Source organism: Chitinophaga ginsengisoli (genome assembly GCF_003014595.1).
In the GTDB taxonomy this organism is placed as follows: domain Bacteria; phylum Bacteroidota; class Bacteroidia; order Chitinophagales; family Chitinophagaceae; genus Chitinophaga; species Chitinophaga ginsengisoli.
Genome location: NZ_PYGK01000002.1, coordinates 162853 through 179985, shown reverse-complemented (window position 1 = coordinate 179985; position 17133 = coordinate 162853). Strand labels below are relative to the sequence as shown.

General features: G+C 43.0%; 8 protein-coding genes. 7 read left to right on the top strand and 1 reads right to left on the bottom strand.

Annotation, left to right across the window (positions count from 1 at the left end):
* Nucleotides 1-16 precede the first annotated feature (16 nt).
* A complete protein-coding gene (locus CLV42_RS05235) occupies nucleotides 17-742 on the bottom strand; it encodes a DUF92 domain-containing protein (RefSeq protein WP_106600847.1) in 726 nt (241 codons plus the stop codon).
* A 368-nt stretch (nucleotides 743-1110) separates the two neighbouring features.
* Here CLV42_RS05235 and CLV42_RS05230 point away from each other — a divergent pair, with 368 nt between their 5' ends.
* The 7 genes from CLV42_RS05230 (at nucleotide 1111) to CLV42_RS05200 (ending at nucleotide 17048) form a co-directional block, all read left to right on the top strand.
* Nucleotides 1111-4569, top strand: coding sequence for a right-handed parallel beta-helix repeat-containing protein (locus CLV42_RS05230; protein ID WP_170117404.1), 3459 nt, complete (start codon nucleotides 1111-1113; stop codon nucleotides 4567-4569).
* 100 nt (nucleotides 4570-4669) lie between these two features.
* Complete coding sequence (locus CLV42_RS05225; protein ID WP_106600845.1) at nucleotides 4670-5131, top strand: SRPBCC family protein; 462 nt, start codon at nucleotides 4670-4672, stop codon at nucleotides 5129-5131.
* A 245-nt stretch (nucleotides 5132-5376) separates the two neighbouring features.
* Nucleotides 5377-5970: a hypothetical protein gene (locus tag CLV42_RS05220; RefSeq protein ID WP_170117403.1), complete on the top strand. Its 594-nt coding sequence runs from the start codon at nucleotides 5377-5379 to the stop codon at nucleotides 5968-5970.
* 316 nt (nucleotides 5971-6286) lie between these two features.
* Nucleotides 6287-7687: a hypothetical protein gene (locus CLV42_RS05215; protein WP_106600843.1), complete on the top strand. Its 1401-nt coding sequence runs from the start codon at nucleotides 6287-6289 to the stop codon at nucleotides 7685-7687.
* A gap of 12 nt (nucleotides 7688-7699) precedes the next feature.
* Complete coding sequence (locus CLV42_RS34130) at nucleotides 7700-8437, top strand: hypothetical protein (protein WP_211303390.1); 738 nt, start codon at nucleotides 7700-7702, stop codon at nucleotides 8435-8437.
* Nucleotides 8438-8563: 126 nt separating this feature from the next.
* Nucleotides 8564-12532 carry a hypothetical protein gene (locus tag CLV42_RS05205; protein WP_146154315.1) on the top strand — a complete coding sequence of 1323 codons (3969 nt, stop codon included), beginning with the start codon at nucleotides 8564-8566 and terminating at the stop codon, nucleotides 12530-12532.
* A 94-nt stretch (nucleotides 12533-12626) separates the two neighbouring features.
* Nucleotides 12627-17048 carry a DUF6443 domain-containing protein gene (locus CLV42_RS05200; protein WP_106600841.1) on the top strand — a complete coding sequence of 1474 codons (4422 nt, stop codon included), beginning with the start codon at nucleotides 12627-12629 and terminating at the stop codon, nucleotides 17046-17048.
* Nucleotides 17049-17133 lie beyond the last annotated feature (85 nt).

Below are 17133 nucleotides of genomic sequence, written 5' to 3'. Positions count from 1 at the left end.
TTCAATAGTCAATCTGCTACAGCTGCAGCAGGACATAATATGCTCCGGCAAAAATTGCGGCAAACAAGGTATTGAGGAAATTCACCACATCATTTCCGATATATTTATTGCGTTCCAGTGTTGCGCCGAGTACGGAATCAACCAGATTGCCCAGTATACCCGCCAACAAGACAATAATCCCCGTTTTATCAAAGCCGGCATATAACAGTGCAATCAGACCTGCACCGACAGCACCGATTAGTGTTCCTTCGAGGCTGACAACACCATCCAGACCTTTGGTGTCTCTTTTGAAACTCCAGATATTGTAGAAGTTGCGGCCGTATACCATACCCAGTTCGGACGACAAAGTATCAGCCAGCGCAGATGCCAGGCTGGCGGCAACCATTAGTTCGTATAAGGCTAGACGTGAAGGATCCAGACAGGCTATAAATGATGCAATGCCCGCTACACCACCATTGGCAAAGACCTGGCTGGCTTTCCGGCCTTCGGGATGGATGCCTTCGGCCGTTAGTCTGGCCTTCAGATCTTTCCGGTGAGAAGTGGCCCATACACCTAGTATAAAAAACAGGAGCAATGAAAGTAAACCGACCCAGCTTGTACCCAGGAAAGTAACAGCACCGATCAGACCTGCCAGCAGGGCGGCGGGTACGGTCAGCTTTTTTTCCCTGATACAGATGAACATAATGACGCTCAAGATCAGCAGAACGAGTAGCTCGATAGCGAAGGGAGGGAATATCATCATAGGGGCGTAAAACTAAATAAATATTTAATGCGGACACCTGTGTAGCTGCCTGATCTGGTAGAAGAATTTTCATAAAGCGTGAGATATTATTTTTTATCTCTCCTGTTTTTTATGAACTTTGTTACTATGAATAACTAACTGGTTTGGAATCGATTCCATCGTATCTGTAAGAGCACTGTAGCCAATTTAGACGTCCAGGATTCTCATTATAACATTTAGCTTCTCCCAAAAACATACTCCAATGGAATACTCAATAGCTTGAGTGGGCCTTTTTTTCGGTAACCCCACTACACGGACATGCAAATGAATAGTAACAGATGCAATAGCCTGGATTATATCGTATTGCTTACTTCCTAAAGTATATGACCATGAGACAACATCTAAAAGAGAGTGATCTATCTCTTACTACCTCTATTGATGTAACACAACAAAATCATTCCTATGGTTCTTTGATACAAAGGTTTTCGACTATCTTCTTATTGTTTTTATTACTGTCGCCGGTCAATATAATGGCGCAGTCCACCAAGACATTTACGGTCAATATGACTGGCGATGAAAGTGATCCTAATGCAGATAATATCGGCGATGACGGAAGGTGTGATGTAGACCCGATTACAATGGGCGATCAATGTACTTTTCGCGCCGCTATACAAAACCAGAATGGGAACCGTAACCTGGGACAAAACCGTATCACCTTTGATATTCCCAATGCACCAGGCACGGGTAGTATCATTATAAAAGTCGGAAGCACGGGGTTGGGCGCATTGCCGCCTATTCTTGGATCTGTATTTATTGACGGTATTAATAGCGATGGCAGGCGTATTGAACTGGACGGTAGCATGGCAGGAGGCGGTGCAATCGGTCTGCGTTTGCTTGGCGGTGGTTGTGAGATTTCTTTTTTTGTCATCAATAGTTTTTCTTCCCACGGCATGTTCATTTCGGGTACACCACCTCCCGGCGAAGGTGGGCATCGTATACAGAACAATTATATCGGTACCGACTTTACCGGTACTACCGCCAAGGGAAATGGCGGAGATGGGATATTCATCGACAATACGCCCGGCTGTATGATTGGTGGCACGGGTATTTTAAGAAATATTATATCGGGGAATGAAGGTCGCGGCATTAATATTCAGGGACTTGATCCCTCGCAGTTCGGGACCAATGGGGCGCAGAATAATCTGGCAATAGGTAATCTCATCGGACTGGATATATCGGGTGAGAATGCTTTACCGAATAAGGGGGATGCAGTGGTATTGAATAACGCCCCTAACAACACGATTGGTGGGTCGGACCCCAACCAGGGCAACAAGATGGCCGGTACCAATAACACTAACGGTGTAACCGTTACCGGTAGTTTGACGGAAGGAATTAAGATACTAGGTAATTTTATAGGTGAGAATAAGACGGGCGCCAAATTCAAAGTGGGTATTGCTGCCAGTGCCAAGCCTATTACTATCGAAGGAAATGTCATTACAGAAATTGTCGGAGTCGGTATTGATCTGTTTGTGACAGGAGACGGTAGCTATAATATCCGCAGAAATACCTTTGAAGGAAATATGTCTGTTGGCAGCAAGCTGCGGTTTGGTGAAGGAAAAAATGTACAGATGATGTACCAGAATAATCTGCACAGTGGTAACGGAATGGCACTGGATGTAGAAGAATCGCTCAGTGGGAAGATCGACTGGATTTTTGCAGGCGATACGCTAAAACTGGGACAGGCAGGGGCTAACTTTATATTTCATGCAGCGGGCAACAAAGATTTCAGCAACGGGATATATCAAGGAAATGCTGGTGTGGCTTTCAACTATGTAGCAGATCTTGCCCCGGGTTTACAAATGGCGCTGAGGGTGAAGGGCGATGCATATTCAGGCAATGCGGGCGGTGCAAGGACGGGAAAAGTAGTATTGAAGGCAGGAACGGAATTCAGTTATGCCCTGTTAGGTTCTTCGGCTGTCAATAACGGTAAGGATGGAGACCGGCTGGATGTATTCGCTGATGTGAATGCTATCGCAACGCTTACATCAATGGAGAATAGATTTGCCGTGAACGGTGGCGCTGGCCTTCGTTGGATCAGCGATGGGAAGAACCTTGTTACACTTAGAGCATTTATAGAGAAGGATATCTTTGATAAGAATGTGCTGACGGGTTTAGAAGTCACCAGTTTCCTGACAGAGAAGAGTATACTCAACAACACTGTTACCGACAATGGCGGACCGGGTATTTTACTGGACGGTACTACAATTGCGCATCTTGAGGGGAATACTATCTCCGGAAATGGTATCGGTATACTCGTGAATGATGCTGCCACCGCCAGTATGAACAACAATACTATTACCGCTAATGGAAAAGGAATTGCCTTTGGTGGAACGGGCGCCGGGAGTGATATGACAGCAAATGCTATCTTCAAAAATAATGGTATTGGCATTGATCTTGGTAATGACGGACCTACCGCTAATGATGTTGGCGACGCAGATACAGGACCGAATAATCTGCAGAACTTTCCTGTATTGACAGCCGTAAATAGTAGTGGTGGAAATACCAATATACAAGGTACACTGAATAGTACGCCGAATGCCACTTTCAGGCTGGATTTCTTCTCCAATGATGCTTGTAATCCATCAGGATTTGGCGAAGGGCAGGCGTTCCTGGATTCCTTTAAAGTAACTACTGATGCAAATGGTAACGCCACGTTCAATGCGCTCTTAACTGGCATAACATTACCAGCGGGTGCGGCCGTTACCAGTACGGCAACCGATCCTGCTCATAATACCAGTGAATTCAGTGCTTGTCTGCAAATGGGGAACGTCGAAACTGCAGATCTTGAGTTGACCAAAAAGGCTGATAAGACACAATATGTTGTGGGTGATCAGGTGACCTACACTATTCAGCTAACGAATAAGGGAACAGCCAATGCGCCTGATATCGTCGTGACAGACCTGCTGCCGGCGGGTATTACCTTTAAACAGGCCACAGCTTCTGTTGGTACTTACAGCAGTGCGACAGGTAAGTGGCAGGTGGCGCTGTTGAATAATGGGCAGCAGGCAACGCTGACCATCACCGGTACTGCTAATGCAGCCGGAACTATTACCAATATTGCTGAAGTAACGGCCAGCAAATTACCTGATCCGGATTCATCTCCTGGCAATGGCGTCAGTACAGAGGATGATCAGAGCAGTGTATCCATACAGGTGAGCCAACCGCAAGCAGATATTACACAACAATATCGGGCTCTCATGCAGCAGATCACTGCATTGGTGAATGCAGGAAAATTGACGCCAAGGGAAGGCCGGATACTGAATGGTATTGTAGATATTTCATTGCAGCTGGAAAACAGGGGACGGATACAACCTGCCATCTTTGTACTGAGGGTATTCATTGTGCTGGTAAGGAATGCGACACAAAGGACACGCCTGACGGATATTGACAGGAATGCCCTTATTAATGCTGCGCAGAAGATCATTAATCAGCTGAGGGCAATGCCGCTTCGTCAATCATCCGCATCGCAAGACAGCAGTGAAGAATGGAAGGATCTGGAAAGCCGTGCCCGCAAGGAATTAATGGGCGAGGCCTTTATCAGGACTTATCCTAATCCGTTCAACAGTTATGCCGTCATTTCATTTGATGTTGCTACTGAAAGCAGGGTACAGCTGAACGTTTATTCTGCGAATGGCGAAATCGTTGCGCGTCTTGTTGATCAGGTGATGCAACCAGGTGTACAGACGATTACCTGGCAAACGCCAGACCTGGCTGCAGGTGTTTATCTATTGCAATTGAAAGCGAATGATGTGATAACAACGTATAAAGTATTTCATGTGAAGGAATAAGTTGGTGGACTGTCTAAATCCACCCGCCAGAATGTCTAATCAGTACAGCCCCTATTGTGTAAATAGGGGCTACATTTGAATAACTTCAAAACATACAAGTATGAATAATCAGGATTTCACGACAACTATACTGGTGGATCAGTCAGCTCAACAAGCTTATCATGCAATTAATAACGTTCGCGGATGGTGGTCAGAGAACATCGATGGAAGCACAGATACACTCAATAGTGAGTTTGTATACAGCTTTAAGGATGTTCACCGTTGTCGCATAAAGGTCATTGAGCTTATTCCGGCACAGAAGGTAGTATGGCAGGTGCTGGATAATTATTTCAATTTTACGGAAGATAAGAGTGAATGGAACGGCACAAAGATCTTCTTTGAGATTGCCGACAAGGGAGGTAAAACAGAGATACGCTTTACGCATGAAGGATTGGTGCCTTCGTATGAATGTTACCAGATCTGTAATAGTTCATGGACTAAGTATATACAACAGAGTCTGATGAACCTGATAACGACAGGAAAGGGTGCGCCAAATCCGAAGGAAGTGGGAGCGGAGGCGTAAGCGTAAAGAGTCATTTTAAGGTTTTAACAGCAAAAGCTTTGTGTTGAACAAGGCTTTTGCTGTTATTGGTATATCGGATAGTCTGGTGATACCTACGGATAGGGGATGAACTCCATGTGAGGCAGTGTACATGAAGGGTTGGTCTGGGAAAGGGAATATGGGAGGGTGTTATTTTTGTCGGTGTATTGCTAAAAGGCTTTATCTTCTTATTTTTATTGCTTTTTACCAATGATCAGAAGAAGCCTATGAAATTGCAAATAAGTTGGTTGTTTACGGTTTTCATTGTTGGCGCGATGCTCGCAAATAGCGGATGTCATAGTAGCGCTGTTGAGGAAAAAGTAAAAGCGGCCGGGGACTCCATGAAAGATACGTTGAGAAAAGACTCGCTCACAGCGGGCGCGCAGGGTGATGATTTTGAGACGCCCGAACTGGATGATATTTACAATGAGTATACACGGTATGATGATACGCTGAATATAGATACTTCTTATAGTTATAAAGGAAAGCGAATCAGTATTAGATTCCGGCATTATTGTTTATATGATAGCTCTTTATCCATTCCGGATGCGTACACGGAAATATATGGTATTAAAGGTTTTGTATCTAATACTTATCAGTCGAAGTTGGAAGTTAGCGTAGATAATAATAAACGTATTGATACTATCATAACAAGGGAGGTTTTTAATGAAGATAAAGACGTTTTCCCGGCATTGAGAAATTATGGCGTATTGCGTTCTGGTTCGGTTAATTTTGCTAAGGATTCCTTTGAAGTAAGGTATAGTTTGTCAATTCCCCTTACGGATGTCGGTACAGCTGTTACCTTCAAGATACATTTATGAAAGGCTGATTTCATAAAGCCCGTTGACCCCAATAAGAAATACGGTAAAGAATAATGAAAATTCCTATACGCATATACGGTGCGCAGGCATTGTTTTTCTTTGTAACGAGATCATTTTAATGATGTTAATAATTTGTTATACAACGAAGGTGTTACGCAATTTGTCATGTTGTTTTCTGATCTTTGGCGCAGTTGAAATTTGATGTTGCCCAAAATTTTATTTCATAATCTATACTTTGTTCGAGCATATTCAGAATTCTCAATTTAGATCTTAGCCTATAAATATGAATAGTTGGATTGTTATAAGTCTTCTTATAATGAATCTGCATGATCCTGTTGGCTCCAATCGTATTGATACGACTGTTACAGTCCGGGATAGCAGTTCTATGAAAGCACCAGAATTACCTGCGAAATATCTATCTCAGGTAAAACAAAAATCAATGCATGTGGAAGAGCAGGTAAATAAACGTGCTGACAAGGCGTTGAGCCGTTTACTCAGGCAGGAAAAGAAAATGAAGGCCCGCCTGTGGAAAGTGGATTCTGTAGCTGCAGGTAATATTTTCTCGAAATCAATTGACAGTTTGGGTAGCCTGAAGGCAGGACTCAAAAATAAAGTGACAGGCAAGCTGCCTTTAGGGAATAGCTATCTGGATTCATTAGGTAGTTCCTTAAAGTTCCTGGAAGGGAAGGGGGAGCTGTTGGGAGCCTCCAAAGGAAAACTGGCAGGTGTTACCGGGAATATTGAATCGCTGCAGGGCAAATTGCAACAGGCGGAGCAGATCAAGGCGTATATCCGTGAGCATAAAAAACAGTTAAAGGAGCAGTTATCCCAATATGCCGGCTTTGCCAAAGATCTTCAGAAGATCAATAAAGAGGCCTATTACTATGGTCAGCAGATCAATGAGTACAAATCTGTACTGAAAGATAAAAAGAAAGCAGAGGCGAAGGCAATGGAGTTGCTGAAGAAAATGCCCGCCTACAATGATTTTCTCCGTAAAAACTCGCAGTTAGCCAGTCTGTTTAACCTGGGAGCCGCCGGGAACAATACCGCCCAGAGTCTGGAAGGATTGCAGACCCGTACGCAAGTGGAGCAGCTGATACAGCAAAGATTGGGTAATGATCCGGGCGCCAGACAGGCGGTAAGTCAGCAGATGGATCAGGCAAAGTCACAGTTAAATGAACTGAAGAACAAGTTCCCGGATCTGGACAATGCAGGGGATATGCCGGATTTTAAGCCCAATCCTATGAAGACAAAGAGTTTCCTTCAGCGATTGGAGTTCGGAGGAAATATTCAGTTCCAGAAGTCCAGCCGTTATTTTCCGACGACTACTGATATAGCCGGTCAGGTAGGGTATAAGTTCCATAAGAATGGAACAGCAGGTATAGGAGCGTCCTATAAGCTGGGCATGGGAACGGGCTGGAATAATATAGCTATCAGTCATCAGGGCATGGGATTACGGTCTTTCGTTGACTGGAAGTTGAAAGGGACGTTTTTTGTGAATGGTGGCTTTGAGCAGAATTATGTATCGACTATTACTCATTCGGACCAGTTAAAGGATTGGAAGGGCTGGCAGGGAAGTGCATTGCTGGGGATTAGTAAGAAATATAAGGTGAGCGCGAAAATGAAGGGGAATATTATGGTGTTGTACGATTTTTTGGCGAAGCGGAATATGCCGTCAACAAGTCCGATTAAATTAAGAATAGGATATAACTTTTAAATAAAAATAAAGATGAAGTTTTTTCTATTAACAGCTTTATGCGCGTTTACTGTTGGCATTTCACAAGGTCAGACATTGGAATCCGTTGTAACTGCTGGTAATTATACTACAAAAAATGTCTGGATTGGGATGGCGCCAGATGCTTCAGTAACGGAGAATGGCCTGAATTTATCTGGAAAACTGAAATTAATAAGCTACAGCACTGCCTATACGACGGGTACAGATGCCAATCAGCCGACGATATATAGAAGTGGTACAAGAGCAGGGGCATATCCTTTCAACAACTATGACAACCTGATATTTCAGGCGGGGATACAGAGCAGAGACATTCTATTTGTAACGGGAGCGACACCAAACCCCCAGATGATTGTAACCGGAACGGGTAACGTTGGTATCGGAACACTGACAACAGGAACAAATAAACTGGCTGTAGAAGGAACGATAGCTGCGAGGAGGGTTAAAGTTACGCAGGCAGCGACATGGCCGGACTTTGTGTTTGAACCGGAGTATAAGTTGCCGTCATTAGCGGAATTGGAGGCGTACATTAAGGCGAATAAGCATCTTCCCGAGGTGCCGTCGGCTGCAGAGGTGGCGAAGGATGGGCAGGATGTAGGTGAGATGAACAGGGTTTTGTTGCAGAAGATAGAGGAGTTGACGTTGCATTTGATAGAGCAGGAGAAACGGAACACAGTACAGGAAGAACGGATCAGATTAATGGCAGAGGAGATTGAAAAACTGAAATCCAAATAAGGCATGGTAACCAATGAATGCAATGTTGTATGGCTATACGATGTTATTAGTGCATTGCACTTGAGTTAAAGGAGGAATAGATACGTTTGGAATATAAATCTTACAAGTAGCTTCTAACTATATATCATGAAAGGAAGGCTTTTCGGACTTCAATGTTTTTGTTTTTTATTGTGTTTTGTTTTTAATACATCCGGACAGTCAACTATTGGTGATCCACAGTTTGATTATTCCCCGAAAACGCCAGCGGTGGCGTCGATGCAACAGGCGATTGATGTTCCGGTAAGTAATTTTACAGGTTCCGGTAGTTTTACAATTCCTTTGCACACAGCCCGTTCAAAGGATATAGTTGTGCCTATTTCGATAGTATATCAGGCAGGCGGTATAAAAGTAGAACAGGATGCGACAATGGTAGGCTTGGGATGGGATTTTAAAGCAGGAGGAATGATTTCCCGTACAGTCAGAGGAAATCCTGATGAGGGCTTGATTACCAAGGTATGGAAGGATACAATTGTTACGGTAGTGGGAACCAGACGCGATACAGCGATTCGCTATCACAGCAAGGTAGAAGAGTATGTAGACATGAGGGGAAAGCATGGTGGTTTTTATGTAGATAACGGCAATTCGCTTGATATCCCGGTTTTGTCTACTGTTATGCAGCAACATAATGACGCCATTAAAAATGGACAGGTACCTGCGTCTTCAGATATGGATTGGTCATTTTATGGACTAAATGATGCTTCCCCGGATCTATTTTATTATAATTGCGGGAACTACTCAGGGAAATTCATTTTTGGAAATAACAGAGTGCCAGTGCTTGTTCCCTATGATAAGGATATCAAAATTGTTCCTGTTTTTTCCCAACAGAATCAAAATGGGTGGACTAACTATTATTTTGATACCTGGTCTATCACTACTCCCGATGGGATCACCTATTATTTTGGGGAAACAGATAATTCAAAAAGTTATTCTACGTTTCAGGGGGGACGTCGTCCCAATGCGTGGGCACTGACCAAAATTGTTAACAATCTCACAAAAGACAGTGTCCTGTTTACCTATGATAAGGCGATTTCTAATCATATTGGTGCTGTTAATAAAGAGGAGTTCGTAACAAAGCAACAATTGGATTCCTGTAACTGGCCGTCTTTCACAAGAGCTGTCGAAATAAACGGGATGGAAGAATGTCAACTTGCTACTATTACCACCAGAAATGAACAATTGAATTTTTATTATTCTACCACTGACAGTAATTATTACCGCGAAGAATCCGTACAAACGCGTTTTAACCGACTCGATTCTTTTATAGTAAAGGATGCAAACAGTGCTGTACCATATAAAAAGATTCAGTTCACTTATGGGAGTTTTCTTTCCAAAAAAATGAAGTTGAGAGAAGTGCTGGTGATGAATTACCAGCGTACTCAAATTATGCCTTACACCTTCAACTACTATGATACGGCATTCAGAAAGGTGAGGGATAATTTGGATTCAGTACCGTTTTTTAGTTACTATTCTCAGGATTATTGGGGGTATTACAATGACGCGCGTAATGATCTGAAACAAACACTGTATATAAATGGGTGTAGCGGTGAAAGTATGGTGTCCCGGAAGGCCGCATGGCCGCAGATGCAAAGAGATGCATTGACAGAAATACTGTATCCTACAGGAGGGAAAGTAAGGCTTATTTATGAGCCACACAGTGCATCTGGTGGCAGACTAATGAATGGTTTAGTTGGAGACTATGAGACTTTTTTCTGCGATTCCCATCATAATTTCGCCATAACTGATACCATAGGTGGATTAAGAATAAAAAGAATTGAACAGATTGACCCTGTAAATAATGATACTCTGATTAAGACATTTAAGTATAATTTTTTTGGTTCTGTATTGTCTTCGGGGTTTTTAAACAGCACTCCGTCGATAGTGACTGATGTGAGTGATTTTCAGTATTGTGGTAATACGACAAATAGCCCCAAATATCTGGTCAGTGCGCAAAATCAACAATCTGGTGCCGGTGCAGGACCATTCATCTCTTACAAAAATGTTACTGTCGCTCAGGAGCGGCGCGGAGCACAAAACGGTTATACGCAATATGAATATTATGATGATACCAATACAGATTCGTTATTTTATTTTAATATATGTACCAATACAGATTATTGCTTTCGCGGTAGTTACGATGTGTTACAAAGCTGGCAGGCACGTAAACCGTATGAAAACTTGTTGGCAGGTTCTCCCAAAAGTATAAGAACTTATAATAGCGCGGGACAGCTATTAAAAGAAGAAAAGACCGAGTATGAAGCCGTCAGATATCCTGTTACAGCAAGGATAATTGAGTTCAGCAGTTTACTAAGTACTAAGATCTGTGATCGGCCGATGATTCCAATCGTTGATTATGGTAATCATCCCGGTTCTCATTACATGTATAAGCCAGATGATTCATATATGTTCTTTAGAACGTTTGCAATTGGCAAGATAGCGGTATTAACAAGAAAGAAAATCACAGATGTCTATGATGCCAATGGCACAAAAATGACAGATACAACGAGTCTGTACTATGAAAGCCCATATCATATTAGTCAGACCGCCTCAAAAAGTATTGCGAGTAATGGTGACTCTCTTCGTACTGAGACAATTTTCTCTATGGATCTGCCGGATATTAATGGAACGGATTCGTTGGGGTTGCAAATGCGAAATGCATATCTGAATATTCCTGTAGCATCTTTTATAAAAAGGAATAATCTGGTCTATGCCGGTGGATATGCTTTATACAGAAGAACATCACCGCAGGATACTAAAAGCATTCTAAAAAGGGAAGAGTTTAAACTAACCACAAATACAGGAGTTTTACCTTCAGCACTGAACCTTAGCAGTACTTATCCTAAAACACTAAATTTTCCGTCTACCCAGTTTCAGCGCCAGGTAGCTTTGAGTTATGATAATGATAACAACCCTATCCAGATAGTGTCGAAAGATCAAGATGTACGTGGGCTTGTATGGGGATATAATAATACACTTCTGATAGCTAATGCCGTAAATGCAGGTGCTGGAGAGATTGCGTTCACGGGATTTGAGGGTAGTGATAACGGCAACTGGGGGATTCCCTCTGCTACGAGAAGTAATCTGGCTTTTGCAGGTTCAAGATCATATATTTTAAACGCTGGAAATATCAGTTTTACCAGGATTGCAACCAACAGGAAAGTTATTGTTTCTTATTGGGCAATGGGAGGAACTACGCAGGTAAATGGATTAACAGTTGTAGGTGGACCGATTAGAAATGGCTGGACCTATTACGAGCATCTTCTGCCTGAAACAACAACTACTGTTACAGTAAGTGGTACTGCTACCATTGACGAACTTAGAATGTATCCCGCAGGAAGTCTCGTAACAACCTATAACTATGATCCTATACTCGGTCTGACGTCGGATGCTTCACCTGAAAACCGTACAACTTATTATGAATATGATACGCTTTATGGGCTCACAACTATCAGGGATGCTAACAAAAACGTTGTTAAGAAAACAGCGTATTACGCAGTTGGGTTTAATACGGCAGCCCCGGTATGGCGTTCCACAGGTCAGGCGAGATGTAAGCCATGTGCGATAAACGGTGCTTATACGACCGACACGCTACAGTTGTTATATGCGGACTATAACCAGAAAAGTGCTACATGGCAATCTCTTAAATGGGAGGATGTAGGGAAATCTACTTCCTGCGCTAGTGTAGCTGGATGGAATAACACTGCAACACCTGCACGTTGCCAGTTGACAACCGAAGGGCAACCAAATGGTAACCAGGAGCAGGAACAGATAGACGCAAATCCCTGCAGCCCAACATACAATACAAAGCGATGGGTGGTTGTTGGCGTGCCTAATTCCGCTTGTGTTGCTTGTATCGGTATTGACAAAAAGGTAATTGGCGGTGTTTGTCAGACTGGAAACAGGGTGAATACTTCTTCGCAGGCTGTTCTGCAGCCAGGTGGAGGGGTGTTGTATAAATGTACTTACCATTTTGAATGGAGTGATTGCAGTAAAAGTGTTGATTTTATCCAGGATAATGCAACACCATGTACACTTAATTTAAGTTGTAGCGATTGGTAGCCTTTAACTGAACTGACAATACGGTATCTGGGCGCAGATGTTTTGAAGCCGAGTGATTACTTGTATAAGGCTTCCTCTAAATAGTAGCAAACCTATGAAGTTTAAGAAAAACGTAATTTATACTATAATACTGAGTACTCTTCTTATTGTACCAGTTTTTTTGCCTGCCCAAAACAGACCTGGGGGAACACGCTCTACGGCAACGGCGGTAACAGTTCCGGCAGCATATAATACTACTTCGATCAACTATGTCAGAACCTGGGAGCCAGATAAGCCATTGACGGATACGGCAGCAGTTACATCGGCTAGCAGGTTGGTTAGGGAAGTGAAACAGACTACTCAATACATTGATGGTCTTGGCCGGCCAATACAGACGGTTTCTAAAGGAACGAGTAGTGGCGGAAAGGACCTGGTAGCGCCAGTGATATATGATAACTATGGAAGAGAACAATTCAAATATCTTCCCTATGTGCAGCAGTCAGGTAATGTCAGCGATGGAAAGTTTAAGACGGATCCCTTTAATTCTCAGAAGGCATTTTATCAGAATGGAGTACTTAATCCTGGCGTTATAGGTGAGAACATTTATTATGGTCAGCAGGAGTTTGAGCAGTCGCCACTTAACAGGCCGCTTAAATCCTATGCGCCAGGCAATAGCTGGGTTAATCATCCTGTAGAAAGCCGGTATCAGGTGAATTCCGTGGCTGATTCGGTGCGATTGTGGAATATCGGGACAGGGATACCTACCAGTGTAGGCAATTACGCAGCAGGACAGCTACAAGAGAATGTGACTATTGATGAACAAGGCAGCCAGGTGGTTGAGTATAAGGACAAGCAAGGTCAGGTGGTATTAAAAAAGGTACAGATTGCGGCCACTCCTGGTACAGGACATATAGGCTGGTTATGTACTTACTATGTGTATGATGATCTGGGAAGTCTGCGTTTCGTTATACCCCCACTGGCTGTAGATGCTATAAAAGGCTCCTGGACAATAAGTACAGCCATCGCTGATGAGTTGTGTTTTCAATATCAATACGATGGAAGGCAACGCCTGGTGGTAAAAAAGGTGCCTGGTGCTGGTAGGGTATTCATGGTGTACGATGTACGGGACAGGCTTGTATTTACACAAGACTCCGTTCAACGGACGAAATCGCCTATGGAATGGCTGGTGACTTTTTATGATGACCTAAATCGGCCAACTATGACGGCTATCTATAAGGGAACGTCTACCAGAGAAGCTTTACAGACGAGTATGAATGCTGCACCAGCGTCTCAATCCATCTCTTATGTGGCGCCTGTAACGGCGGATCTGGCTTTGTATAGTCACGATGGTAGTGCGTTATACACAGCTACCAACAGCATTGCTATATTGGAGGGATTTGACTCCAACACAGGCGGAGATACCGAAGCTAGAATTGATCCAGCTGCAGGAGGTGATACGACGATAATTACTGCGACGAATCCATTACCTAATATATCAGCATCTGCTTTAACGCCATTGACCTATACATTTTATGATAACTATAACTATTCTGGTAGGCTGGCTTTTGTTGGTACTGACACTGGAAAGTTATTGGCTGCGGATACCTTGTACCCCGAGAAACTACCAATAAGTACTATGACCACGGGCTTAGTGACAGGTACTAAAGTAAGGGTATTGGGAACTAATAACTGGCTGACAACAACTACGTATTACAATGACAAAGGCCGTGCAATTCAAGTAATAAGTGAGAATAACCTGGGAGGTAAGGATGTACTGACAACATTGTATAATTTTAAGGGAGCTGTTCTTGCTACATATCTTCGTCATCAAAATCCAAGAAGCATTACACTGCAAAGTACCTTGCTGACAAGTATGACATATGATCATGGTGGCCGATTGCTTACAGTGAAGAAGCAATTGAATGATGATGTAAGCCAGGAGAAATTGATATCAGCGAGCAGTTATGATGAATTGGGGCAATTGAAGTTAAAACGTTTGGGCGTAGCTTCTTCGGGAAGTGTGATTGACAGTTTAAATTACACTTATAATATCCGGGGCTGGCTACAGGGTATCAACAAGAACTTTGTAAACAGCGGTAGCAGTACGTCCAACTGGTTTGGCCAGGAGTTGAGCTATGACTATGGATTTGATTCCAGCCAATATAATGGTAATATCTCGGGCGTAAAATGGAAGACACGTGCAGATAGTGCGTGGGCGTACGGTTATGGCTATGATAAGGCTAATCGCCTGACAGGGGCTTACTTTACCCAGAAAAACGGCGGCAGTTGGGCACAGGATAAGAAAGATTTCACAGTTAGTAATCTGACTTATGATGCTAATGGCAATATCAAATCTATGTGGCAGAAGGGAATGATCGGAACAAAGATTGACACAATAGATCGTCTAAGCTATACCTACCTAGCTAATAGTAACAAATTAGCGGCGGTAGCTGATCCAAATCCTGCAAAGACTGCATCTGCCAAACTGGGGGATTTTATTGATGGGACGAATACCGGCAATGACTATTTCTATGATGGAAATGGCAATATGGTGGCTGACTCTAATAAACATATCAGTTCAATTGTATATAATCATCTGAACCTCCCTTCAGTGATCACTATCGCAGGTAAGGGCACAATTACTTATCTGTATGATGCTACCGGAAATAAACTGGCCAAGACTGTAGTAGACAATACCGGCAGCTCCTCTAAAACAACGGTGACTGACTATGCGGGCGCATTTGTCTATAAGCAGGATAGCCTGGAGTTGATAAGTCATGAAGAAGGCCGTATCCGCCCTGTTTATAAAAGTGGACAACCGGTGCAATATGCATTTGATTATTTCGAAAAAGATCACCTTGGGAACGTGAGGACGGTTTTGACGGACCAGGCAGACTTTACAATGTATGCCGCGACTATGGAAACGGAGGTAGCTGCCCAGGAAGTGGCATTGTTTAGTAATGTGGAGGAAACCCGTGCTGAAAAGCCGTCCGGTTATCCTGATGACCAAACTACAGAACAAAATAAGTTTGTAGCGAAGTTGAACGCGAAAGCAGGAGGAAAGAAGATTGGTCCTTCATTGGTGTTGCGTGTAATGGTCGGCGATACAGTTCAAATCAAGGCAAAGGCATTTTATAAGTCTCAGGGACCGAGTGATAATAACGGAAAGGCTCCAGTAGAAGATATGGTAGCAGGATTGGTGCAGGCATTTGGAGGGACTGAAGGTGAAAATGGATCGCATGCGTCCCAGGCGATTTCTAATAATACACCTTTTAATGCAGACTTTTATAACAATAATTATCAACGTTTAAGAGAGAAAAATAACGATAATGGGCAGTCAAATCGTCCGAAAGCATATTTAAACTTTGTTTTATTCGATGATAAATTTAAATTAGTGGAGGATAATAGTGGTGTAAGGCAGGTGAAAGAAAGCCCAGATGAACTGCAGGAATTAGAAGTAGAGAAAATGGCGGTTGAAATGAGTGGTTTCCTTTATGTTTATACGAGTAATGAAACTCAGCAGGATGTGTTCTTTGATAATGTTGCTTTGGTGGTGAATAGTGGGCCTTTGTTGGAGGAGACGCATTATTATCCGTATGGGTTGACAATGGCGGGAATTTCTACTGATGCTTTGAAAGGTTCGAATTATTCACAAAACCGAAAGGAGTTCAATGGTATTGAGCATACTACCGATTTGGATCTTAACCAATATGATGCGTTCTACAGGACGATGGATCCGCAGATTGGCCGCTGGACGCAGATTGATCCCATGCCAGACTATTCTCTCAGTCCATATACAGCAATGGGGAATAATCCAATTTTTAACAGTGATTTCCGTGGCGATACGATACGAGGATATTCTGAACGATCTGCGCAAAGGTTACTAGAGGGGATTCGCGGTTCTTTTGCGGGAAACGAAAAAGTACAGTCACTCTTTCAAATTGGAAAGGATGGCGTCACATTTAATAGCATTAGCATGGATGCTTTTATTGATGCATCGAGCGGACTAAATGAAGATCAATTGACCCTTGCAGGAGCTTATTTACTGGCAATATCACAAGATGCAACACATGTTGTGTCTGTCTTAAAATCAGGAGAAAATGCAGAGGCAGGAACGGAGAAACTACTGGAGGCGTCGGCAGATCTCTTAGATTTTAAAGATGGAGGTGGATTAAATAAGAGTTATGGTGAAAACAGTACTATCACAGGCATCGTTATGGACTCAAAAGTGGTCGGCGACATGGCATACGTACAAAAAGACGGAAAGTATGTAGAGAGAGGCCCGTCGTTTGGTGAGGCAATAGCACACGAACTACTTGGGCATGGTGTGGGATGGTCTCTGTCGAATCCTGTGTTTAACCAGGAAGATGCTATTCAAATGAGTAATGTTTATTTAAGATCGCAGGGGTTAGATGTTTACAGAAACGGAGGACAACATAACCGAGGCCGACTTATAGAACCCAGTGTCGCTAAGGATGTACCTCAGTATTATAAGGATACAAAAGAGGTATTGAAATTGATGAGATTATTAAAGTAATATATATACCATGCGCTATTTTGGTGTTTTAATACTATTGTTATCTCTGTGTAGAAATATTCAAGCACAGGCTACTTGGGAATGT